Annotated in this window: 25 protein-coding genes; all 25 read left to right on the top strand. The window is 41.1% G+C overall.

The genetic code is table 11. From position 1 onward, the window contains the following. Positions 1 to 8: 8 nt before the first annotated feature. The 25 genes from ACGHVY_RS15895 to ACGHVY_RS15775 all read left to right on the top strand — a co-directional run bounded on the left by ACGHVY_RS15895 (position 9) and on the right by ACGHVY_RS15775 (position 21,181). Positions 9 to 668, top strand: a complete 660-nt coding sequence (locus ACGHVY_RS15895; RefSeq protein WP_390599822.1) for a phage head-tail adapter protein — start codon at positions 9 to 11, stop codon at positions 666 to 668. Then, positions 665 to 1,561 carry a class A beta-lactamase gene (bla, locus tag ACGHVY_RS15890; RefSeq protein ID WP_390599821.1) on the top strand — a complete coding sequence of 299 codons (897 nt, stop codon included), beginning with the start codon at positions 665 to 667 and terminating at the stop codon, positions 1,559 to 1,561. The genes ACGHVY_RS15895 and bla overlap by 4 nt, the downstream gene beginning before the upstream one ends. A 3-nt stretch (positions 1,562 to 1,564) precedes the next feature. Further along, the gene (locus ACGHVY_RS15885) at positions 1,565 to 2,248 is read left to right on the top strand and encodes a zinc ribbon domain-containing protein (protein ID WP_390599820.1); all 684 of its coding nucleotides are present in this window, start codon (positions 1,565 to 1,567) and stop codon (positions 2,246 to 2,248) included. Between the two features lie 67 nt (positions 2,249 to 2,315). Then, complete coding sequence (locus tag ACGHVY_RS15880; RefSeq protein WP_390599819.1) at positions 2,316 to 3,116, top strand: DUF6597 domain-containing transcriptional factor; 801 nt, start codon at positions 2,316 to 2,318, stop codon at positions 3,114 to 3,116. A gap of 81 nt (positions 3,117 to 3,197) precedes the next feature. Then, positions 3,198 to 3,800, top strand: a complete 603-nt coding sequence (locus ACGHVY_RS15875; protein WP_390599818.1) for a TetR/AcrR family transcriptional regulator — start codon at positions 3,198 to 3,200, stop codon at positions 3,798 to 3,800. Next, positions 3,797 to 4,426: a hypothetical protein gene (locus tag ACGHVY_RS15870; protein WP_390599817.1), complete on the top strand. Its 630-nt coding sequence runs from the start codon at positions 3,797 to 3,799 to the stop codon at positions 4,424 to 4,426. Before ACGHVY_RS15875 ends, ACGHVY_RS15870 begins: the two co-directional genes overlap by 4 nt. Further along, on the top strand, positions 4,423 to 5,229 hold the full coding sequence (locus ACGHVY_RS15865) for an EFR1 family ferrodoxin (RefSeq protein WP_390599816.1): 807 nt from the start codon (positions 4,423 to 4,425) through the stop codon (positions 5,227 to 5,229). Before ACGHVY_RS15870 ends, ACGHVY_RS15865 begins: the two co-directional genes overlap by 4 nt. A 94-nt stretch (positions 5,230 to 5,323) precedes the next feature. Beyond that, entirely contained in the window at positions 5,324 to 5,689 is a 366-nt protein-coding gene (locus tag ACGHVY_RS15860; protein WP_390599815.1) for a VOC family protein, read from the top strand. 160 nt (positions 5,690 to 5,849) lie between these two features. Next, on the top strand, positions 5,850 to 7,280 hold the full coding sequence (locus ACGHVY_RS15855) for an outer membrane beta-barrel protein (RefSeq protein ID WP_390599814.1): 1,431 nt from the start codon (positions 5,850 to 5,852) through the stop codon (positions 7,278 to 7,280). A gap of 22 nt (positions 7,281 to 7,302) precedes the next feature. Continuing rightward, complete coding sequence (locus tag ACGHVY_RS15850) at positions 7,303 to 8,355, top strand: outer membrane beta-barrel family protein (protein ID WP_390599813.1); 1,053 nt, start codon at positions 7,303 to 7,305, stop codon at positions 8,353 to 8,355. 19 nt (positions 8,356 to 8,374) lie between these two features. Further along, positions 8,375 to 8,740 (top strand): BlaI/MecI/CopY family transcriptional regulator, encoded by a 366-nt coding sequence (locus ACGHVY_RS15845; RefSeq protein WP_390599812.1) that lies wholly within the window; start codon positions 8,375 to 8,377, stop codon positions 8,738 to 8,740. Between the two features lie 2 nt (positions 8,741 to 8,742). Further along, the gene (locus tag ACGHVY_RS15840; RefSeq protein WP_390599811.1) at positions 8,743 to 10,080 is read left to right on the top strand and encodes a TonB family protein; all 1,338 of its coding nucleotides are present in this window, start codon (positions 8,743 to 8,745) and stop codon (positions 10,078 to 10,080) included. Positions 10,081 to 10,180: 100 nt separating this feature from the next. Continuing rightward, positions 10,181 to 11,557, top strand: coding sequence for an MATE family efflux transporter (locus tag ACGHVY_RS15835; protein WP_390599810.1), 1,377 nt, complete (start codon positions 10,181 to 10,183; stop codon positions 11,555 to 11,557). 13 nt (positions 11,558 to 11,570) lie between these two features. Next, positions 11,571 to 11,990, top strand: a complete 420-nt coding sequence (locus tag ACGHVY_RS15830; RefSeq protein ID WP_390599809.1) for a pyridoxamine 5'-phosphate oxidase family protein — start codon at positions 11,571 to 11,573, stop codon at positions 11,988 to 11,990. A gap of 4 nt (positions 11,991 to 11,994) precedes the next feature. Further along, a complete protein-coding gene (locus ACGHVY_RS15825; RefSeq protein ID WP_390599808.1) occupies positions 11,995 to 12,132 on the top strand; it encodes a hypothetical protein in 138 nt (45 codons plus the stop codon). Between the two features lie 20 nt (positions 12,133 to 12,152). Continuing rightward, positions 12,153 to 12,410: a hypothetical protein gene (locus ACGHVY_RS15820; RefSeq protein WP_390599807.1), complete on the top strand. Its 258-nt coding sequence runs from the start codon at positions 12,153 to 12,155 to the stop codon at positions 12,408 to 12,410. Positions 12,411 to 12,418: 8 nt separating this feature from the next. Beyond that, the gene (locus ACGHVY_RS15815) at positions 12,419 to 12,928 is read left to right on the top strand and encodes a PH domain-containing protein (protein ID WP_390599806.1); all 510 of its coding nucleotides are present in this window, start codon (positions 12,419 to 12,421) and stop codon (positions 12,926 to 12,928) included. Continuing rightward, positions 12,928 to 13,272 carry a DUF3795 domain-containing protein gene (locus ACGHVY_RS15810; RefSeq protein WP_390599805.1) on the top strand — a complete coding sequence of 115 codons (345 nt, stop codon included), beginning with the start codon at positions 12,928 to 12,930 and terminating at the stop codon, positions 13,270 to 13,272. The genes ACGHVY_RS15815 and ACGHVY_RS15810 overlap by 1 nt, the downstream gene beginning before the upstream one ends. Before the next feature lies 1 nt (position 13,273). Beyond that, a complete protein-coding gene (locus tag ACGHVY_RS15805; protein WP_390599804.1) occupies positions 13,274 to 13,696 on the top strand; it encodes an META domain-containing protein in 423 nt (140 codons plus the stop codon). 12 nt (positions 13,697 to 13,708) lie between these two features. Then, the gene (locus ACGHVY_RS15800) at positions 13,709 to 15,085 is read left to right on the top strand and encodes an alpha/beta hydrolase family protein (protein ID WP_390599803.1); all 1,377 of its coding nucleotides are present in this window, start codon (positions 13,709 to 13,711) and stop codon (positions 15,083 to 15,085) included. A gap of 11 nt (positions 15,086 to 15,096) precedes the next feature. Beyond that, on the top strand, positions 15,097 to 17,406 hold the full coding sequence (locus tag ACGHVY_RS15795; RefSeq protein WP_390599802.1) for a hybrid sensor histidine kinase/response regulator: 2,310 nt from the start codon (positions 15,097 to 15,099) through the stop codon (positions 17,404 to 17,406). Continuing rightward, the gene (locus ACGHVY_RS15790; RefSeq protein WP_390599801.1) at positions 17,399 to 18,721 is read left to right on the top strand and encodes a sigma-54-dependent transcriptional regulator; all 1,323 of its coding nucleotides are present in this window, start codon (positions 17,399 to 17,401) and stop codon (positions 18,719 to 18,721) included. Before ACGHVY_RS15795 ends, ACGHVY_RS15790 begins: the two co-directional genes overlap by 8 nt. A gap of 281 nt (positions 18,722 to 19,002) precedes the next feature. After that, positions 19,003 to 19,425: a deaminase gene (locus tag ACGHVY_RS15785; protein ID WP_390599800.1), complete on the top strand. Its 423-nt coding sequence runs from the start codon at positions 19,003 to 19,005 to the stop codon at positions 19,423 to 19,425. 239 nt (positions 19,426 to 19,664) lie between these two features. Then, positions 19,665 to 20,282: an RteC domain-containing protein gene (locus tag ACGHVY_RS15780; protein ID WP_390599799.1), complete on the top strand. Its 618-nt coding sequence runs from the start codon at positions 19,665 to 19,667 to the stop codon at positions 20,280 to 20,282. Positions 20,283 to 20,614: 332 nt separating this feature from the next. Next, a complete protein-coding gene (locus ACGHVY_RS15775) occupies positions 20,615 to 21,181 on the top strand; it encodes a hypothetical protein (protein ID WP_390599798.1) in 567 nt (188 codons plus the stop codon). The last annotated feature ends 10 nt before the right edge of the window (positions 21,182 to 21,191 follow it).

Raw genomic sequence — 21,191 nt, 5'->3', positions numbered from 1 at the left:
TATCGCGTATGGGTGACGAACTGTGTAAACTATGCCTCAATATAAAAGACGAACTCTCCAGTGAAACAACTTTTCAAGTGGGGATAGATAATCTATTACTATTACGCAGACGATTATTCAATATACTCAGTCAGTTAAAAGCAGATTTATGCCGGGAAGATTTTAATGCCATGCCGTTTATTGGGGCTGATGGATTTCATAGTAAATCAATAGCTTATTCAATCTGGCACATATTCCGCATTGAGGATATTGTTGTCCATACCCTTATTAACTGCGACGAACAAATCTTCTTCTCCGATAATTATCAAGAGAAGATAGGCTCTCCAATCATAACGACAGGTAATGAACTTGTTGGACAACAAATTGCCGACTTTTCTTTGACGTTAGATTTAGATGCGCTATATCAATATGCCTCATCAGTTAAAGCCAGTACGGATAAGATGCTAAAAAATTTGATTTTTGATGATTTGAAACGAAATGTAGCAGCCGAGGACAAATTGCGGCTTGAATCATTAGAAGTCGTAAGTCTATCTGAAAATGCTCGATGGCTGATAGATTATTGGTGTAGCCAAGATTTACACGGACTTATTCTTATGCCGTTTTCAGAGCATTGGTTGGCTCACATCTTTGCTTGTATGACAATTCGTAATAAACTTTATTCCAAATGAAAAGATTACTGGTTTCCATATTATATTTGGCTTCGATGTTATCGGCTTTTGCCATTGGCAATAAGACGATAGAAGATGCTCTGAAGGATTATGCTGCTGGAAAGGATGCAAGGATAGGTATTGCGGTAATTATCAACGGTAATGATACCGTATCCGTCAATGGAGAACGGGATTTTCCAATGATGAGCGTAAGCAAATTCCCTTTGGCTTTGACGATTGCCCATTGGATAGATGCTCACGGTATGTCACTGAATGATTCTATTACATTCAGCGAAGCAGCTTTGCATGAGAATACTTACAGCCCGATGCTCAAAAAATATGGAAAAAGTCGTAATATCATGTCCATAAGAGAACTACTTGAGTGGTCATTGGTAGATAGCGACAATAATGCAGCGGATATATTGCTGAACTATATCGGAGGAACATCAGGAGCGACATCAATAATGAGACAGATTGGGCTTTCGAATGATATTGTAATCGGCGCATCTGAAGATGATATGCACCGCGATCCGTATCTAAGTTATCTTAACCGTACCACTCCTTTGGCTATGGCGCAACTATTTGACCGATTTAACAGTGAAATTAGAAAAATGTCACAAACATATTCTGATATATCTGCCATGCTCGAACAATGTCATACCGGGCTTGACCGACTTGCTGAACCACTATTGACTACTAATGTCATGATAGGTCATAAGACAGGTACAGGATTCCCGACATCGGAAGGACGTATATCGGCAATAAATGATTGTGGTTATGTGAATATGCCCAATGGCATGAGATATTCTATTGCTGTGTTTGTGGCAGACTCAGGCTATGATATGGCAGCAACATCAGCTATAATTGCAGATATTTCCAAAATAGTATGGGAGGAAATGATTAAACAGAAATAGAACATGGAACAAAAATTTTGTCAAAGTTGCGGGATGCCGCTTACCGATGCAAATATCGGTACAAATTCAGACGGGAGTAGAAGCGAGGACTATTGTGGCTACTGCTACAAAAACGGTGTGTTCTTACAGGATTTCAACATGAATCAGATGATTGAGTTCTGCACACAGTTTACCGACCAGATTAACAAGGAAACCGGTTGGAATCTGACACCACAACAGGCAAAGGCTCAAATGCAGCAACTCTTTCCGACATTAAAACGCTGGAAGCAGAAAGACGAGAGAAGTTTGACTGAAAAAGCGACCCATCTTCTTTCTCAGTGCAAAGAAGTCACGTTAGCATCTGTCAATACAGACGGTTTTCCGCGCCCTGTGCCTTTGGATAAAATCTTTTCGGTAGGTTGCAATGAAGTCTGGATAGTCACTGCTGCTGATTCGGAGAAGGTTAAGGATTTCAACATTAATTCTAAAGCTGGGCTGTCATATTCGTTTTACGGTGATAGTGTTGCGTTACGAGGCACTGTTGAGGTCATCACAGATGATGAAACCCGCAACCAAATGTGGCAGGAATACTTTATAAATTATTTCCCGCTCGGCCCGACAGATCCAAACTATATGCTTGTGCATTTCATCGGCAAGGAAGCGACTATCTGGATAAACCGTGAATTTGCTCGTATTACAATAGAGTGATTGCAATGCAGATACAAATGTCCGTTTTTTACTATCGTAAAACATAGCCTTGTGGTAATTTTGCAAGATGCAGACATTCAGAATCATACAACCCACACCTGCCTTGAGTCCATTTATACGGTATTACTGGATATTGCAGGATAAATCGGTCGGCAAAGTTACTCAGCGCACTTTGCCGACGGGTTGTATGTCACTTGTCTTTCATCGCGGCAACAGGTTGAAAGTTACTACTCGAAATGAATTGCAGCCGTATAGTTTTATATGCGGTCAAGAAAGCGGTTACACGGATGTAACTTCAACCGGAGACATTGAAATGATAGTAGTGGTCTTTCAGCCCTATGCGGCAAAACTGTTTTTCCGTATGCCTACATCTTTGTTGCGTGATAAGAATGTAGCGGTTACTGATATAGAAAATGTCGCCCTATATGATTTGTCACGAAAGATTGAAGACAGTGAAAACCACGACATCTGTATTAAACTTATTGAAGAATATTTATGTAAATGTCTGATATATGCATCCCCTTACTATCTGCCGCGGTTGATGGAAGTGGTACATCATATTAATAATTCCACCCAAACTAATATTGGAACGCTTGCGGATATAGCGTGCCTGAGTGAAAAACAATTCTGCCGAATCTTTTCAGAGAATATAGGAACTACCCCAAAAGAGTTCCTGCGTATTGTCAGATTACAACGCACATTATCTATTATGCAACACAATCCGAGAATCGGTTTTGCTCAGCTGTCATACGAATGTGGGTACACCGACCAGTCCCACATGATTAAAGAGTTTCGTCGGTTCTCCGGTTATTCTCCAAAAGAATATTTAGCTCATTTCGCTCCTTTCTCAGACTACTTTACATTTTGATAACTACGGTAATATGATTATCCTTTTGGTTGTCACCATTTATTTTTATATCTTTGTCACCACTTAGTGACATCAAACAAAATGGAATTGAAAGAAACAGAAAAAAGGCTGCTTGAAGCTGTGAGCCAAATCATAGAGAACGACGGTTTTACAAAAATCGGAGTAAATCGGATTGCCAATCAAGCCGGATGCGATAAAGTTTTGATTTATCGCTATTTTGGCGGCTTGGATGGTCTGCTTGTGGAATGGGCAAAACGACATGACTATTACTCATTTGCTTATTCGGAGTTTATTGAAACCATTAAAAGAGCAGAAGGTAAGAATATAAAGCAGATTGTGACGGATGTGCTTGTGCGACAGCTTCACCATCTCAAAGACAATGTTCTTATGCAGGAGCTTTTGGTATGGGAATTATCGGGTCATTCCTCGTTCAAGATTATCATCGAAGAACGGGAGCGCGTAGGCTACAAATTGCAGGAAGAATTAAACCGCTGTCTAAGTACAGACAGCGACAATAATATGTCTATTGCCATAATCGTATCAGCGATAAACTATATTGTCCTTTTTACACGGCAATACCACAAAATCAATGGCATAGATTTCAGTAAGCCAGAAGCATGGGACAGAATGGAAACAATGATTTCCATATATGTGGATTTCATATTTGACGGAAAAAATCTATGAAGCACCTCTTTATAACGTTACTTTCGCTATTTCTTACAATTACAGCTCTGGCGCAAGAAAGGATTTACATTTCCACTTGTGGCAAAACGAGAACAGCGATTAAATGGTCTGAGGAAAATAAAGACGGTAAAATATATCTGCATACAGTTCAAGGCGTAGAGGTACATGAATATGTCTTGGACAACAGTTATAAAACCGAAAGTTGGAAGATTGTCGATACCTCCTCAAACACCAATCTGACTATCAGTTTGAAGAATGGAATATACTCCATATCTGGAATATTCAAAGGTAAACCGATTTCAAAGACCGTGAAAAGCAAAGGTAAACCGTGGTATCAGAATATCGCCTATAATGCCGGGCTGACCTTGAAAAATGGCAAATCGGTGGAATATGAATGTTTCCGTCCTGACAATATGAAACTCTATATCATGTCTGCCACGAAAAAAGGGATAGAAAAGTTCGACGGAAAGAATGCTGTAAGAATCGAGGTCGGTCTGACCGGCATTATGTCTGCTTTCTGGAGTTGTGATTATTATTTCGACACAGTTACATTATCGTTTGTAGGTTATAAGGGTGTCAACGGTGGTCCCGGAACACCCGAAACAAAAATATCGTGTTCAAGATGAAGTCAATAATATTCTATCGTTCCTCGTATAGAGGCAATACGTTGAAGATTGCACAAAGCATAGCAGAAGCCCTTTTTGCTGAACTGGTATCGATAGACAGTAATCCTGCAATAGACCTATCCGAATACGATCTTATTGGTTTCGGATCTGCAATTAACTTCGCAGCTCATGATATCCAACTTCAACGATTTGTTTCAGAACAACATCTTGAAGGAAAAAATATCTTCATATTTTCCACCCGTTGCCGCCCATTATTGGGCGCATATCATAAGCAACTCAAGACAATAATAGAGAAGAAAGGCGGAATGACTGTCGGAGAGTTTTCTTGCCGTGGCTATGATCGCACCGGCCCGTGGGTGTTTATGAATGGATACAATAAAGCCAGACCCAATGAACGGGATATATTCAAAGCTAAGTTATTTGCAGAAAAATTACGCTGGAAACTTCATCCTTTGGCGACCGTTCATAAGTTTCCCGTCACAGAGCATCATTTCAGCATACCGATACGCCTTAAAGGGGCAGAAAGCATAGCCGGTAACAAGGTGGTGTTTCTCAATACATCTACCTGTGTAAGGTGTGGAAAATGTGTCAAAGTCTGTCCGATGCACATATTCGCACTTAAAGATAAGGCTTTACCCATAGATGAGGGTAATTGCATCCAGTGTCGATTATGCGCTGATAATTGTCCTACGTCTTCAATCTTTATAAAGGAATCATTCCTGAATGGATTAAGGATAGCGTTCAGGGAATCCTTCTCGGATAAATTGCAGAAAAGTTATAATTCAGATGATAAAGGGCGTTAGATTGAATCCGAAAATTGGGAATGTCCGTTTTTTACTATCGTGGGCTGTTGCGCCATCGTAACTTTGCAGCGTACTAATCAAAATAATAAAAAGTATGATTGCATTTTTTGAAATTCCCACAAATGACTTTGATAAGTCAGTGGCGTTCTATCAGGCACTCTTCGGTGAAAAGCTGGAGGTGTCAGAGTTCGGCGACGAGAAAATGGCCTGTCTGATGAAAGACGGCAAGAGTGTATGCTCAATCTCCTCAGCTCCATCATTCCCCGGCTTCGCACCCTCAAATGGAGGTGTGTTGGTATATCTGCAAGTGAAAGACTTGGAAGCCGATGTGAAAAACGCTCTTGAAAACGGAGCTACGCTCGTAACCCCTAAAACCAAAATTCAAGTCGAAGGCTGGGGTTACTTTGCTATCATCGCTGATCCTGTCGGCAACCGTATCGGACTTTATGGTGACAGATAAAAAACTGTAAGCGCGTGTAACTGTGGGGAGAACCATGTGGTTTTCTCCACTATTCGCACATAAAATCAAATTTTTCCGATGCATTATTTTGTTGTCTAAATAATTTAGACTACCTTTGCGTTGTCTAATCGAATTAGACCAAACAAGATAATAAATAAAAATGATACGAAAACTTTTTACATTACTGCTTATTACAGCCATTCATATTACTGTGTCGTCATCATTCGCACAGGATTATGACACACATACGACAACAGCCCATACGAAGAATTATGCTGTTAAAGGCAAGATCCTTGATATGGATGGTGAACCGGAGATATATGCGACATGCCGCATATATTTGACAACCGACACAACCAAAACCATCTATGCCGGCACGACTGCCATTGACGGCATATTCAACGCACAACTTCCACAAGCTGGAGATTACAAACTGTATATATCCACCATCGGGAAAAACACTATCGCACGAAATTTCAGTGTGGACTCAGTCAATCCGGTTGTAGATTTAGGCATATTGACAAGTGAGATAAACAATGCCCAGCTCGACGAAGTTGTTGTTGTCGCACAGAAGCCACTTATCTCAAAAGAGATTGACCGTATTGGATATGATGTTCAGGCAGATGAAAGTTCAAAGACAAATACAATTATTGAAATGTTGCGTAAAGTGCCGATGATAGCGGTGGACGGAGAAAACAAGATAACGGTAAATGGATCTTCTAATTTCAAGATTTTCAAGAACGGGCGTCCAAACAATTCATATACCAATAACGCAAAAGATGTTTTGGCTGGAATACCTGCGTCAATGGTAAAACGTATTGAGGTCATAACAGAACCCGGAGCAAAATATGATGCGGAAGGCATAGGTGCTATAATCAATATCGTGATGATAGATAATCCGGTAGTGAAAGGAGTTATGGGAACAGCCTCTATGTCCGGTGACACTAACGGTCGTATGGCTCCATCATTGTGGGCTACGACCCAGATAGACAAGGTTGCTGTTTCTGTCAACGGAGGATTTGTAAACCTTAATGAAAGGTGCATGACGATTGACTCTGACGATAGTAACCATTACTTAGAATCGGGCAATGTATTCAACTCCAAAAGCTTGCGAAAAAGTCATGGATATATGAGCTACTTTGGAGGTGAAGCAAGTTATGAATTGGACTCTCTTAACCTTTTCACAGCCGAGTTCAACGGTTTCATTTATGATATAAAGTCATTGGTCGGTTCATCGGCAAGTATGCTTGATAAATCAGGCAAGCAGTTATACAGCTATGCTCAATCAAGTTTTCCGGGTGCCGACAGAGGTAAATTCTTCAGTCTTGACGGCAATTTGAACTACCAGCACAGCACGCGCAGACCGGGTGAAATAATTGGTGTCGGTTATCTGGTTTCAACCACTCACAGCAATGAAGATGACGGGCAACAATATTCTGATCTAAGCAATTTCCCTCTGCCATATACAAAAGCGATGTCTAATACTAAGACTAATTTTATCGAGCATACTTTCCAGTTTGATTACACACGTCCCTTTGGAAGAATACATACTTTAGAAGTTGGCTCCAAATATATATTTACGCAACAATAGTTCCAAAGGAATAAGAGATTATATGGATTACCGTATAGATAACACAGATTTTAGCCATATAACCAATATCGGTGCGCTTTATGCTCAATATAGTGCGAATGTGAAGATGTGGTCTTTCCGTGCCGGTGTAAGATATGAGTATTCCAATTTGAAGGCTAAATTTCATGATGGCTCCGCTGAGGACTTCTCAAGCGATTTCAATGACATAGTACCCTCCGCAGGCATATCATGGCGTGCCTCAATGTCTTCAAATTTTTCACTGAACTATTCTTCAAGAATCAATCGACCGGGAATCACATATCTCAATCCGGCTGTCAGTATTACTCCGACTACTTTGTCATACGGCAATCCCGATCTATCCAGTGTCAGGAATAACGCTATGAAATTCACCTATATGCTTATCAAGCAGAAGGTAGCGTTTAATGCTACTGCCGGTTTCGATTGGGCAGACAATGGAATTGCTGCTGTAAATTTTATTGATAACAACGGATTCATCAGAAGTACTTTTGATAATGTCGGGCAAGTAAGACAGCTATCTTTAGGTTCATTTGTTCAATGGTCCCCCGGCTCTAAAACCCGACTGATGCTCAATGCTTCTGTAAGCTATGACAGCTACAAGCAAAATGGCATGACTCTCAAAAGATGGAAAAAATCCATATATGCCAATCTTACTCAAAAACTGCCGTGGAATATTTCCGGAGAGCTTATGGTTATGCACATGGATATGGGCCCATCAAGCGTATATTCATATACAGAAGTTCCTCTGAAATATTCGTTGGTGGTAAATGCTACTTTGCGACGTTCATTCTTGAAAGAAGACCGTCTTACAGTGAGCCTCAACTGCCTTACGCCAATAGGTGATTCCGGCATGAAGATAAACACTCATATTGTCAATGGCAGCTATACAGGTATGTCATCAATATATCAGCACAATGTGAGGATGTTAAAACTGAGTGTGGCTTATCGTTTCGGTTCACTGAATACTTCAGTGAAGAAAACAGCAAAAACCATAGAAAACAATGATATGATTGGAGGCAAGTCGGCAAACTCATCTGGTTCAGGTGTCGGTATGTAATTCAATTGTTTGGAATGTTATGAAACCGCTTACAGAACGAGAGGAAGAATTGATGAACTTCTTTTGGGAAAGAGGGTGTCTTTCGGTGAAAGAACTCCTTGACCTGCACAATGAGCCGCGTCCAAGCCGGACAACGGTGGCAACTTTCGTGAAGTTCCTTGAACAGAAAGGCTATCTCGACCATAGGGCTGAAAGTTTCGGCTTTATATATTTCCCCATAATAGAGCGGGATGAATATTGCGCTCACAATCTGAAAAGTGTAATACAACGGTATTTCGATAATTCCATTCAGAATGTCGTAAACTTCTTGATTAAAAGCGAGAAATATAGTGATGAGGAAGCACAGGAGATGATTTTGCAAATATCTGAAGTAAAACAAAAATAAAAATGGCAGGCATATTTTTGGCATATTCACTATTGGCAAGCACCCTTCTGATTGTAGTATGGGCGGTGTACAAATGCGCCCTTGCCAATACTGGGTGTTTCCGGTTTAACAGGATATTGTTGTTATCCTGCATAATGCTTGCTTTCGTTTTCCCTATCTTTATCCTTAATCCTTTCTGGGTAGCAGATATTGTTGAGGATAATATTGAAATAGCTTTTAATACGGTCGAAATTGCTTATGTAGCCAATACGGTATCAGAGGGAATCACCCCGATATGGGATTATATAGTCACGCTTTATCTTATAGGGGTTATTGTGATGATTCTCTATTTCTTTGTTTCTTTGGCAAGACTGATGCTGTTTATTTTCAAAGGTGAGCATATGGTACAAGATGGCAGCCGCATTATACTTCATCGCCACAATAGCGTTGCTCCATTTGCATGGTGTGGGTATATCATGATGCCAAGACGTGACTGGTATGAGTTCGGTCCCATGATACTCAGACACGAGAAAGCGCATATCGAATGTCACCATTGGATTGACTTACTTTTTATACAGGCAGCGATTATTATCACTTGGTATTGTCCGGCTATATGGCTTTTACGAAATGAGCTTCACACCCTTCACGAATATGAAGCGGATAGCCATGTGCTTGCATCGGGTGTCAAACGAGAGGAGTATCAGATGTTTCTAATAAAAAAGACAGTTGGAGCAAGGTTCGCAACTCTTTCCAACTGTCTAAATCACAGTTCACTTAAAAAACGTATAACTATGATGTTATCAAGCAAACAGACTGGCAAAGCCCGTATGCGTGCCTTTGTCATAGTGCCTGCAATGGCACTCGCGTTAATCGGTCTGGCCTCCCCAGCGGTGTCAGCAGTAATCAACGAAGTATCTGCCGCTACGCCGGTGGATGATCTGCGCTACAAAATTAGCGAAAAATCCGATTCCTCCATTCGCGTGACAGAAAGAAATTCCGATGTGATGGTTACGGAAAAGGCAGATGCGGCGGATGCCGTGCCATTCATCACGACAGAAACCGCTCCCAACTATCCCGGTGGAAAAGACCAACTGATGGCTTTCATCAATAAAAACATCAGTTTCCCTGAAACAGCCTACAAAGACGGTATCCTTGACATGGATGCCGTAGTGCAGCTCACCATCGCCAAAGACGGAATTGTAAAAGATGCCCGAATAGTTAAAAGTTCCGGGAAAGCACTTGATGCCGAGGCTTTGCGCGTCGCCCGCAAACTGCCCAACTTCCATCCCGGTCTAAACGGAGGGCTGCCGACGGAATCAAGCTATACTCTGGCTTTCAATTATCATATAATCAAACAATAATCGAATAGTACAATTTAATCTTATCTGATACTTGGAGTGTGCCGTATTTTTAAGTACGGCATCTCCTATATCGGAATAAAAGATAGAATTAATACTGATAATGCAAAACGGTTCACAAGAGAAATACCGTCAACTACAAGCAGCACCAATTAGAAGATTGTTGCTTCTGTATTCAATACCTGCCATAATCAATATGGCGGTCGTATCTTTATATAACCTGACAGACAGTATTTTCATCGGTAACGGAGTCGGATCGTTGGCTATCTCCGGGCTTGCCGTCACATTTCCGATAATAAACGGTATAATTGCGTTCAATACTCTTGTGGGAATAGGAGGTGCCACATTGACTTCTATAAGTCTTGGTAAGAAGCAATATGAGAAGGCAACAGAGGTATTACATAATGTCGTGATTTTAGGCTTCGTAATCAGTCTTATAACAGGCTGGATTATATACCTTAATCTCGACACTATACTTCGATTTTTTGGTGCAAGTGATTCAACACTTCCTTATGCAAGGGAATATATTGAAATATTGCTCCGTGCAAATCCTGTAACTTTTTTATTCTTAAGCCTTAACAATTTACTCCGTGGTAACGGGTTCCCAAAGAAATCATTGGAATCCACTTTACTTACTGTCGGATTAAACCTGATATTGACCCCAATATTCATATTCGCATTAAACTTGGGTATTAAGGGAGCTTCAATAGCCACCGTGCTATCGCAGATTGCCGGACTGGTATGGGTTGTAAGGCTCTTTTGTCTAAAATCCAACAAAGTACACTTTCAACGAAAATATCTCAGGTTCAATTGGGGATTATCAGTCGGAATCATGAAGTTGGGGACGCCCCCGTTCATATTAAACCTTTGCACGGCATCTATAACGATTGCGCTTATTAATAGAATAGGATTCTATGGAGGCGATTTTGCTGTTGGAGCTTATGGTATTGTCAGCCGTATCTATATGCTGTTTTCAATGGTAATAATCGGTTTGTCTATTGGAATGCAACCCATAATAGGGTTCAACTTCGGAGCCGGTTTAGCGGATAGAGTTCATAAAACTTTGAACATGGGATTGACAATAGCCCTGATTTTCATGTCCTCTGTGTTTTTGATAAGCGAAATAGCCGCTACTCCGATAATCCGATTGTTTTCGGATGAAAGATCATTAAACGATATGGCAATAGTCGGTCTTCGCATATGCGCGTTGACTTTCCCGGTCATGGCGATACAGACCACTCTGACTAATTTTTTTCAGTCCATCGGTAAGCCTAAGACGAGTATAGTATTGTCGTTGATACGTCAAGTAGGGATTCTTATTCCTCTGATATTCATATTGCCCGAATTATTCAATCTTGGGCTTAATGGAATCTGGATAAGTATTCCTTTAGCTGATTCGATAGCCTGTATCGTGACGGTATTTATATATTTAAGGTTTAGACAGCGAACTAAATGTAATATTGTAACAGACACTATTTGAGATAAAAATAAATATGGAACAATCATTAAAACAACGTATTGCACAAGTTTTGGAAAGGTGTGACGATCTTATTCTTGCGTCAGTTGACAAAGATGGATTTCCACGACCCGTGCCAATGTGTAAGATTCATTCTGCCGGGCTTAATGAAGTCTGGGTATCAACCGGTGCAGATTCAGTAAAAGTGGCTCAGTTCAGAAACAATCCAAAAGCCGGATTATGCTATTTTGAAAAAGGCAGGTCGATGGTAATGACTGGATTGGTAGAGATTGTAAGTAACGACGAAAAGCGTAAAGAACTTTGGGAAGAATGGATGTATCGTCATTATCCGCAAGGCCCAACTGACCCCAACTTTGTGCTTCTTCGTTTCATTGGCACATCAGCTACCATATGGTATGAAGGAGAGTTCATACACGAAGATATTTCTAACAATTGAAGATATGGATAAAAGCATGATTGCCCCTTCGGACTTAACTGTGCTGTTTGCAGCGAAGCATTACGAGAAGAAAGCCCTTGTGTCGGTTGCCGGAACGAGGGCTATAAAGGCGAGTATTGCGCTAATCTGTGCAGGATTGTAAAATGCGAAATAAGAAAGGACTTGCCGGACGGCTTCTGTGACAAATGTCCGCAATATCCATGCAAGGAGATTGTCGATAAGGAGTGTTGGTATGCCAACACCTATCCGATGATTGAGTCGCTTATGGGAAATCTGTCTTTTATCCGTGAAAATGGGATGGATAAGTTTATTCAACGAGAAAAAGAACGTTGGAGTTGCCATGAATGCGGAGGAACTATCTCGGTTCATAACGGACTTTGCTATGTTTGTGGCAAAGAATATAGCAATAGAAAACATTAGACAATATTATGAATAGATATAGCCAAAAAAGTAAATGGAGCCGATTCTGCATAGTAACAACAGTGCTGATTTTGGCAGTAGTTATTGTGACTGCGTTTATGCCATTGTATAATGAAGCAGAACGTAACAACTCCATAATAAGTATTGTATGTGGCGTAGCCTTTATAGAAATGGTCGTTATGGGCTTGTACTACTGTCCGAAATCAATATGTGTTACTGGAAATCAGTTGCTCATCAATAGATTTTTTTCTCCGAAGAAGATACTGTTAAACGACATTGCTTCTGTTGAGTTATATTCAGGGAGTACACGATTCTTGAAGGTCTGTGGCAGTGGTGGTATGTTCGGATTTTATGGTTGGTATAAAAACCAAGAACTTGGCAGATTTTTTATATATGCCACTAATCTCAAGGAATTGATTTGCATAACACTTATGTCCGGGAAAAAATATATGATTTCGTGTGAGGATGCCCAAAGTATGTATAAAGAGATAAATCTCCGTTTAAGCAACCAGTTATAATGAAAGAAATATCAGCAGATAAAAACAATATAGCCGCTTGTGGCCTTTATTGCGGAGCGTGTAGAAAGTTCGTGTCAGGTAAATGCCCCGGATGCAAAGACAACGAGAAAGCATCGTGGTGTAAGATTCGCCAATGCTGCAAAAGCAATGGTTATCGTACTTGCGCTGAATGTGAATCTGATGTAAAAAGGTGTAAAATCTACTCCAACTTCATTAGCAAGCTATTTGCTCTGATTTTCAATTCCGACCGTCCAGCTTGCATACGTTATATCAAAGAGCATGGAACGCAGGCTTATGCTGAAGAGATGACAAGACGCAAATGTCAGACTATAAAACGAAAATAACATGAAACCCTATATTATCACAATTCTAACGTTGGTAATAACCGTGCTATTCGGTTCATGCAACGACCAGTCAGATTCTCCAATATACGGGAAATGGAGGCTTCAAAAATATAATTGTATCGCTACTTCATCCTATGGGCTGACAGAAGTGGAAAAGGATGAGAATTATATTTTACAGTTGGACAATACCGGCGTATTTTCATTTGCTACCGATTGCAATACAATATCAGGTAATTTTAGTACGGATAAAACTGCTCTTTACTTCTCTAACATATCTTTCACTGAGAAGGCTTGTGATTATATGCTGGTAGAAGAAAGCATAAAGTCCAATCTGCCCTGTATCAATTTATATGAGATTAAAGATGATTCGTCCTTGATTTTGAAAGACGCCGACGGTCATATTCTGATGGAACTAATAAAATAATAGGTTGATATAATGAGAAGAATGATAATCGCGGTTATCTTAGTCGCCCTTTCTATGCTAAATATCATGGCTTCCGACGATAATATTTCGGGAGCATGGCATGGTTCGCTGAGAGTAACTCCGCAAATGGAGTTAAAGATTGTGTTTAATTTCAATTGTGGAGAAGATGGTAAACAGTCCGTAACGCTTGATTCTCCTGATCAAGGTGCGTATGGAATTGCCGGAGAGGTAAATTTCCTTTCCTCCGATTCTGTAAATGTATCAGTCCGACGCATCGGATTGTCTTTCGCAGGAAAGAAACAAGATGGTAAAATCATTGGGCAATGCAGACAAGGTACAATGACTGCCGATCTTGGATTATTGCCGGGAGCTATGGAACTAAAAAGACCTCAAATGCCAAAGCCTCCATATCCGTATGCCACAAAGAATGTGATATTCAACAACCCTTCTGCAAATGCAACCCTTTCTGGTACACTTACGTTGCCTGAAGATTATTCAAGTGACACGCCTGCTGTTATCATGGTAACTGGCAGTGGTCTCCAAAATCGGGATGAAGAAATCTTTGGGCATAAACCATTTGCAGTTATTGCTGACTATTTAGCCAGAAATGGTATTGTATCATTGCGTTATGACGACCGTGGTTTTGGAGAATCTACCGGTGATGGGCGAAAAGCTACCACTAAAGATTTTGCCCAAGATGCAAAAATTGCTTTGGAGTATCTTCGGAAGAAAGAAAACTTCAAAAATGTCGGAATTTTGGGACATAGCGAAGGGGCGACAATCGCATTTATGTTAGGTGCTGAGTGTGATTCCGATTTATTTGCTAATCCCTCATTTATTATTGCTATTGGCGCACAGGCAGTTCGAGGAGATTCTGTATTGGTTGACCAGAGTGCTACATTATTAGGACAAAGAGGGATACCATTGGATATTGTTGCAGATTATGTGGATGCTCTGCAAAAATTGTATCGGATGAAAGCTATTGATGAAAGCATTATTCCTACGAACTTAGTTGACACTATATGTGCAGACTGGCAACACAATCAAGTCTATGCTTCGTTGAAATCCAATTTGGAGAAAATGGCTTCTGATACAAATCCGTGGCTAAATTATTATATCCGATTTACTCCGTCACAGTACATTGCCACCACTGCTTGCCCTATATTTGTCCTTTATGGAGAAAGAGATATACAAGTTCGCCCGGAATTGAATATGCCCAAAATGCAACAACTCGCAAATGAAGCAACAATTAAGCTCTATCCCGGATTAAATCATCTATTCCAGCACGCTAAAACAGGAGCCGTACAGGAATATGGTACAATCGAGGAAACAATTTCCCCTGAGGTGCTTGTGGATATTGTAGATTTTATAGCTATTGCAGTTCATTAAGTTCACAATTTATGATTTCAATCCGCAAGCTAATCTCCTGTGGCTATATTCTAATATTTATACTAATAGGAATAATTATTTATTGCTATCAGTATGAATGGAAAAGAATTGAAGCATTAGAAAAGGAGAATCAAGCCACGGATGAATTGCGTCGGTATATTAACGACTTAAATTTTCGTTTAACAAGAATTTCTCTGTTAGGAGAAACCATATTAGAATGGGATAATAAAGACATTGAAACTTACCATTTGCAGTGTATGGCAATGGACAGTATGTTGTGTCGTTTCAAAGCAGTTTATCCGATAGAACGTATCGACAGCGTGCGTTATCTTCTTGAGGATAAGGAACAGCAAATATGCCGAATTGTTCAGGTGCTTGACGAACAGCAGGCACTCAATGAAAAAATAGCACGGCAGGTTCCTGTAATCGTGCAAAAAAGTGTACAGGAACAACCCAAGAAATTGAAACGGAAAGGATTCTTGGGCATCTTCGGAAAAAAAGAAGAAGCAAAACCTACTGTAACTACCACGATGCTCCATTCTCTTAACCGGAATATGATTGCAGAGCAACGGGCGCAACGCCGCCGTCTTTCGGAACACGCCGACAGCCTTGCGGTACGGAATGCGGAACTTAATCGACAGTTGCAACGTATGATTTGCCAGATGGACGAAAAGGTGCAATTAGACCTGCAAAAACGGGAAGCTGAGATAGCAGCCATGCGAGAGCAATCGTTTATGAAAATTGGCAGTCTGGCTGTGTTTGTTCTCGTTCTATTGATGATTTCCTATATAATCATACACTGGGATAACAATCGTATAAAACAATATAAACGTAAAACTGCCGATTTGATAGGGCAACTGAAACAGTCCATTGAACAAAACGAATTATTGATAGTTTCTCGCAAGAAAGCTGTGCATACCATCACACATGAACTGCGTACCCCACTGACAGCAATTATAGGCTATGCCGGATTGATGGAAAAAGAGATTGATACGGATAAAATCGGTCAATATATCCATAACATCAGGCAATCCTCCGACCGTATGCGTGAAATGCTCAATACGCTGCTGAGCTTCTTCCGGCTGGATAACGGTAAAGAACAACCTGTTATTTCCGCTTGCAGGATTTCCACAATTATGCACATTCTTGAAACGGAGTTTGCGCCAATCGCAATGAATAAGGAACTGGTTTTTACTGTAACAAACGACACGGATGCTGTCGTCTTGACTGATAAAGAGCGTATTCTGCAAATCGGGAACAACTTATTGTCGAATGCCATAAAGTTCACAGATAACGGGAGTGTATCTTTGACAATGAATTATGATAAAGGCATATTGAAACTTATTGTCGAAGACACTGGAACGGGCATGACTGAAGAGGAACAACAACGTGTATTCGGCGCGTTTGAACGGCTGTCAAATGCCGTCACAAAAGATGGTTTCGGTCTGGGGCTTTCCATAGTACAACATATCGTAGCAATACTCGGTGGAACTATCAGATTGGAAAGCGAAAAAGACAAAGGCAGCCACTTCACGGTGGAAATTCCCGTGAATATAGCCGAAGAACAGCCGGAACAGATAACTCAAACACTGATTCATAATAATCATACATTCCATAATGTGATTGCTATTGATAATGATGAGGTATTACTCCTTATGCTGAAAGAAATGTATGCTCATGAAGGTATCCATTGCGATACCTGTACCGACGTCGCGGAACTGGTGGAAATGATACGCCGAAAAGAATACAGCCTGTTACTTACAGATTTGAATATGCCTAATATAAACGGTTTCGAACTGTTGGAGTTGCTACGAACCTCCAACGTTGGCAATTCAAAGACTATTCCGGTAGTCGTGACAACAGCTTCGGGCAATTGCAGCAAGGAGGACCTTATGGAATGTGGTTTTTCAGGCTGTCTACTCAAACCGTTCTCCATATCTGAACTGATGGAGATTTCAGACAAATGCGCCATAATTATGACGCAGGATGAAGTACCCGATTTTTCCATTCTGCTGTCTTATGGCAATGAATCCGTCATGCTGGAGAAACTCATAGCGGAAACCGAAAAAGAAATGCAGGCAATCAAGGAAGCAGAACAAAAGAAAGACCTTCAAAAGCTGGATGCCCTTATACACCATCTGCGAAGTTCATGGGAGATACTCCGTGTCGATCAACCGTTAAGGGAACTATACAAATTGCTTCATTGCGAGGGCACGCCTGAAGATAAAACAATTGGCAATGCTGTAAAAGCTGTGCTGGATAAAGGTTCAGAAATAATCCGGCTGGCAAAGGTAGAAAGGAGAAAATACAATAATGGATAAAACAAAAATTATCGTGGTGGAAGACAATATCGTATATTGCGAATTTGTCTGCAACCTACTGGCTCGTGAGGGATTCCGCACCGTACAGACATTCCACCTCTCAACAGCAAAGAAACTTCTGCAACAAGCAACAGAAAACGACATCATAGTTTCAGACCTGCGTCTGCCAGACGGTGACGGCATCGACCTGTTACGCTGGATGCGTAAAGAAGGGATGATGCAGCCTTTCATCATCATGACCGACTATGCCGAAGTACATACGGCAGTGGAAAGCATGAAACTCGGTTCGTTGGATTACATACCCAAACAACTTGTGGAGGACAAACTCGTCCCTCTGCTCCGTACCCTATTAAAAGAAAGGAGTATCGGAAGAAACCGTATGCCCGTGTTCTTCCGTGACGGCTCGGCATTTCAAGCCATCATGAAACGAATAAGGCTGGTGGCTCCCACTGACATGAGCGTGCTGATATTTGGCGAGAACGGCACTGGTAAGGAGCATATCGCACACCAACTGCACGATAAAAGCAAGCGGGCAGGAAAGCCGTTTGTGGCTGTGGACTGTGGTTCACTCTCCAAAGAGCTTGCGCCGTCGGCATTCTTCGGACACGTCAAAGGAGCATTTACGGGTGCGGACAATAGCAAGAAAGGCTATTTTCACGAGGCGGAAGGTGGTACGCTGTTCTTGGATGAGGTTGGTAATCTCGCGATGGAAACCCAGCAGATGCTTCTGCGTGCCATACAGGAACGTAGATACCGTCCGATAGGTGATAAGACGGATAAAAGTTTCAATGTCCGTATCATCGCCGCCACCAACGAAGATCTGGAGACAGCTGTGAATGAAAAACGATTCCGACAAGACCTGTTATATCGTCTGCATGACTTCGAGATAACCGTCCCGCCGTTGCGTGACTGTCAGGAGGACATCATGCCGTTGGCTGAGTTCTTCCGTGAGGCAGCGAACAACGAACTGGAATGCGACGTTATCGGATTTGACGGAGAATCCCGTAAGACATTGCTGACCCATGTTTGGCCGGGCAATGTCCGTGAACTTCGGCAGAAAATCATGGGAGCGGTGTTGCAGGCGCAGACCGGACTTGTCACGAAAGAGCATCTGGAACTTGCCGTGACGAAACAGACCTCGCCCGTTAGCTTCGCCCTGCGTAACGACGCGGAAGATAAGGATCGGATTCTACGTGCGTTGAAGCAAGCGAACGGGAACCGAAAAGTTGCAGCCGAACTACTTGGAATAGGACGTACAACGCTGTACAGCAAACTGGAAGAGTATGGGTTGAAATACAAATTCAGGCAATCATAGCCGGTAATTCACTGAATTTAGCTATCTTTGCATGAACATTTGAAGGTAAACGGCGATTGGGGAGCCTTTCGCCGCCGATATATAACATAAGACCGCAAGGCGTTTCGAGCGAAAATCTGGTAAATTGACACTACGGAGACGATTGCGTGATGCTTATGCTATGCCTACGCATAGCGTGCATTCACGTACTCTCCGTAAAAGGCTTTACCAGAGCCGTCGCTTGAAAGTAGTGTGGATTGCACGCTACTTTTTTGCTCCTTGCCCAACGAAAGGAAAAGGCTATGGGTAAAGTTCAGATTCTTGCCGTCCTCACGATGGACGGGTGTCATTCTTCAGAATTATATGGCAAAGCGTATGAGGATTTACGCCTTGCCCGCTGCGATATTGACAAAATAAGGGAAAACGCGCTTTACCATGTCACGCCGGACTACTCCATCTCCATGCTGGACGAATGGCGGAAAGACAATACCAACATCTGCTATCTCGCAGAAGCCACTCCCGACAATTCGGACTATATCAACGGGCTGTTGCGTATGCAGGTGGTGGATGAGATTATCCTATATACCGTGCCTTTCATATCGGGAACAGGACGGCATTTCTTCAAGTCGGCACTACCCGAAGCACGCTGGACACTCTCCTCACAAAAGAGTTATTCCAACGGAGTGTACCGGAACATCTACACGCGCATGGAAACCATGAAATAGCCGGAATGTTCCATAGAAGAACACTTTTATAATCCGTTAAATAAAGCAATGTTCTGAAAAAGAACATTTTAAGATAGCCATAATTCATGCCAGATAAAAAATATCAATTTTTATTGCGCTGAAATCCAGTACGTTGTAAAGACCGTGCCGGATTTTTTGCTTTTTGGTCGCGATTTTTGCCAATATTATTCATGTGCGCATACCAAAAACAGAGTGTAAAATTTCAAAATTGACAGGACATGAATTATTTTTTATTAGCGGAAACCGATTTCTTCCGCCGAATAAACGAAGCCGGGGACTGCAATATGGAAAAAGCATATACGGCTTTCGCCACCCAAGTGATCGAACTGTGTATCGGTAGCCCGGACACGAACCGGACCATCATCGCGTTGGCTTACATCGAAATCGAATTACAGCATCATCCCGTGCGTAACCTTCCCGAAGAAAAGAAGGAAATAGCCAACTATGTCAGCAAGGCTCTTTCTTTCGTAAGGAAGATGCAGAAGTTTCTTGCCGCTCCCCAATTGCCACCACTAATCCCTATCCAAACATCCACCGACAACACAAACGAAAATACCGCCTCACCCTTGCAATGGACAGGCAACGCCATCGACCTCGTGGAGCTGATCTACGGCATCAACGAGATGGGCTGTATCAACAACGGCAATATGCCGCTCAAACAGCTTGCTCCACTCCTGTACAAGATATTCGGCGTGGAATCAAAGGACTGCTACCGTTTCTACATTGACATCAAACGCCGGAAGAACGAGAGCCGCACCTACTTCCTTGACAAAATGCAGGAAAAATTGAACGAGAAGATGCTCCGTGACGAAGAGATGGAGCGCATGAGAAGATAGTTCATTTACAAATCAGAGGATGGTAATACCTTAGTCATCCTCTGATTTTCTTTGATTCTCATATGTCTAATAACACTCTCCATGCATTATTTCAACGATTTCCATCAAAAAACACTATCTTTGCGCCCGTATTATAAATGATTATAGACAATCTCAATATAATAAAACGACTAATAGCTGAAAAGTGAAACGGACGATTGGAGTTCAATAGAATTGAGAATTTCTTTGTATAGTGGTATACTATCATATACACCAAAAAGGAAAGGTGGCATAATATATATATGATAAAGCAATAGTGAAACTTGTATCATAGGTAACGAAATCCTGTAATAATGAAAACTGATAACGTTAATTTATTTTGCGACATAGTTAATCAAAGGTCAAAAGAACATTCTTGTGCCATAAATATTTTGTTGCAACAACAATTATACGGACAGGTTATATCTATCCTGCGTCAAGAACTGGACTCTATGGTAAGGGTAATGTTTTTGTTATCAATTAATGACTTAACCCTTAGAGAACATTTTATAAGCCAAACATTGGAAGGAATAAAATGGTCCTATCCCAATACAAAGAAAATAGTAACCGATAAACAAATGGTGGATTTAGCTAATGAATTTTATGGCTGGTCCTTTTTTGTTTATAAATTAGGATGCGCTTTTATTCATCTTTCAGCAATGGTATATTATAAAAACAGTAATCCATTTTTGCTTTTATCTGTTTCTGAAAGAAATGACATAAAAAAATTCCTACACCAATATCATGGTTTTCCATTAGAACTGGAATTAAATTTGGAAAATATCGTCCCATATCTTGATAAAGTATTTAATAAAGTTTCAAGTAACTTAGCGTATTACGTTGAGAATTTACGTCAAAATAAACATTTAGAAGAATATTAAATAAGGGTGG

Origin of the sequence: Bacteroides sp. f07 (genome assembly GCF_042854785.1) — a bacterium.
Taxonomy (GTDB): domain Bacteria; phylum Bacteroidota; class Bacteroidia; order Bacteroidales; family Bacteroidaceae; genus Bacteroides.
This window is presented reverse-complemented; position numbering and strand designations above follow the sequence as displayed.

Excerpts from the sequence above, each read along its gene's own strand:
- ACGHVY_RS15830 (WP_390599809.1), top strand. The coding sequence starts at position 11,571 with ATGGAACAATCATTAAAACAACGTATTGCACAAGTTTTGGAAAGGTGT.
- ACGHVY_RS15785 (WP_390599800.1), top strand. The coding sequence starts at position 19,003 with ATGGGTAAAGTTCAGATTCTTGCCGTCCTCACGATGGACGGGTGTCAT.
- ACGHVY_RS15825 (WP_390599808.1), top strand. The coding sequence starts at position 11,995 with ATGGATAAAAGCATGATTGCCCCTTCGGACTTAACTGTGCTGTTTGCA.
- ACGHVY_RS15780 (WP_390599799.1), top strand. The coding sequence starts at position 19,665 with ATGAATTATTTTTTATTAGCGGAAACCGATTTCTTCCGCCGAATAAAC.
- ACGHVY_RS15835 (WP_390599810.1), top strand. The coding sequence starts at position 10,181 with ATGCAAAACGGTTCACAAGAGAAATACCGTCAACTACAAGCAGCACCA.
- ACGHVY_RS15895 (WP_390599822.1), top strand. The coding sequence starts at position 9 with ATGGGTGACGAACTGTGTAAACTATGCCTCAATATAAAAGACGAACTC.
- ACGHVY_RS15845 (WP_390599812.1), top strand. The coding sequence starts at position 8,375 with ATGAAACCGCTTACAGAACGAGAGGAAGAATTGATGAACTTCTTTTGG.
- ACGHVY_RS15850 (WP_390599813.1), top strand. The coding sequence starts at position 7,303 with ATGGATTACCGTATAGATAACACAGATTTTAGCCATATAACCAATATC.
- ACGHVY_RS15775 (WP_390599798.1), top strand. The coding sequence starts at position 20,615 with ATGAAAACTGATAACGTTAATTTATTTTGCGACATAGTTAATCAAAGG.
- ACGHVY_RS15885 (WP_390599820.1), top strand. The coding sequence starts at position 1,565 with ATGGAACAAAAATTTTGTCAAAGTTGCGGGATGCCGCTTACCGATGCA.
- ACGHVY_RS15840 (WP_390599811.1), top strand. The coding sequence starts at position 8,743 with ATGGCAGGCATATTTTTGGCATATTCACTATTGGCAAGCACCCTTCTG.
- ACGHVY_RS15865 (WP_390599816.1), top strand. The coding sequence starts at position 4,423 with ATGAAGTCAATAATATTCTATCGTTCCTCGTATAGAGGCAATACGTTG.
- ACGHVY_RS15795 (WP_390599802.1), top strand. The coding sequence starts at position 15,097 with ATGATTTCAATCCGCAAGCTAATCTCCTGTGGCTATATTCTAATATTT.
- ACGHVY_RS15805 (WP_390599804.1), top strand. The coding sequence starts at position 13,274 with ATGAAACCCTATATTATCACAATTCTAACGTTGGTAATAACCGTGCTA.
- ACGHVY_RS15790 (WP_390599801.1), top strand. The coding sequence starts at position 17,399 with ATGGATAAAACAAAAATTATCGTGGTGGAAGACAATATCGTATATTGC.
- ACGHVY_RS15800 (WP_390599803.1), top strand. The coding sequence starts at position 13,709 with ATGAGAAGAATGATAATCGCGGTTATCTTAGTCGCCCTTTCTATGCTA.
- ACGHVY_RS15860 (WP_390599815.1), top strand. The coding sequence starts at position 5,324 with ATGATTGCATTTTTTGAAATTCCCACAAATGACTTTGATAAGTCAGTG.
- ACGHVY_RS15880 (WP_390599819.1), top strand. The coding sequence starts at position 2,316 with ATGCAGACATTCAGAATCATACAACCCACACCTGCCTTGAGTCCATTT.
- ACGHVY_RS15855 (WP_390599814.1), top strand. The coding sequence starts at position 5,850 with ATGATACGAAAACTTTTTACATTACTGCTTATTACAGCCATTCATATT.
- bla (WP_390599821.1), top strand. The coding sequence starts at position 665 with ATGAAAAGATTACTGGTTTCCATATTATATTTGGCTTCGATGTTATCG.
- ACGHVY_RS15815 (WP_390599806.1), top strand. The coding sequence starts at position 12,419 with ATGAATAGATATAGCCAAAAAAGTAAATGGAGCCGATTCTGCATAGTA.
- ACGHVY_RS15810 (WP_390599805.1), top strand. The coding sequence starts at position 12,928 with ATGAAAGAAATATCAGCAGATAAAAACAATATAGCCGCTTGTGGCCTT.
- ACGHVY_RS15870 (WP_390599817.1), top strand. The coding sequence starts at position 3,797 with ATGAAGCACCTCTTTATAACGTTACTTTCGCTATTTCTTACAATTACA.
- ACGHVY_RS15875 (WP_390599818.1), top strand. The coding sequence starts at position 3,198 with ATGGAATTGAAAGAAACAGAAAAAAGGCTGCTTGAAGCTGTGAGCCAA.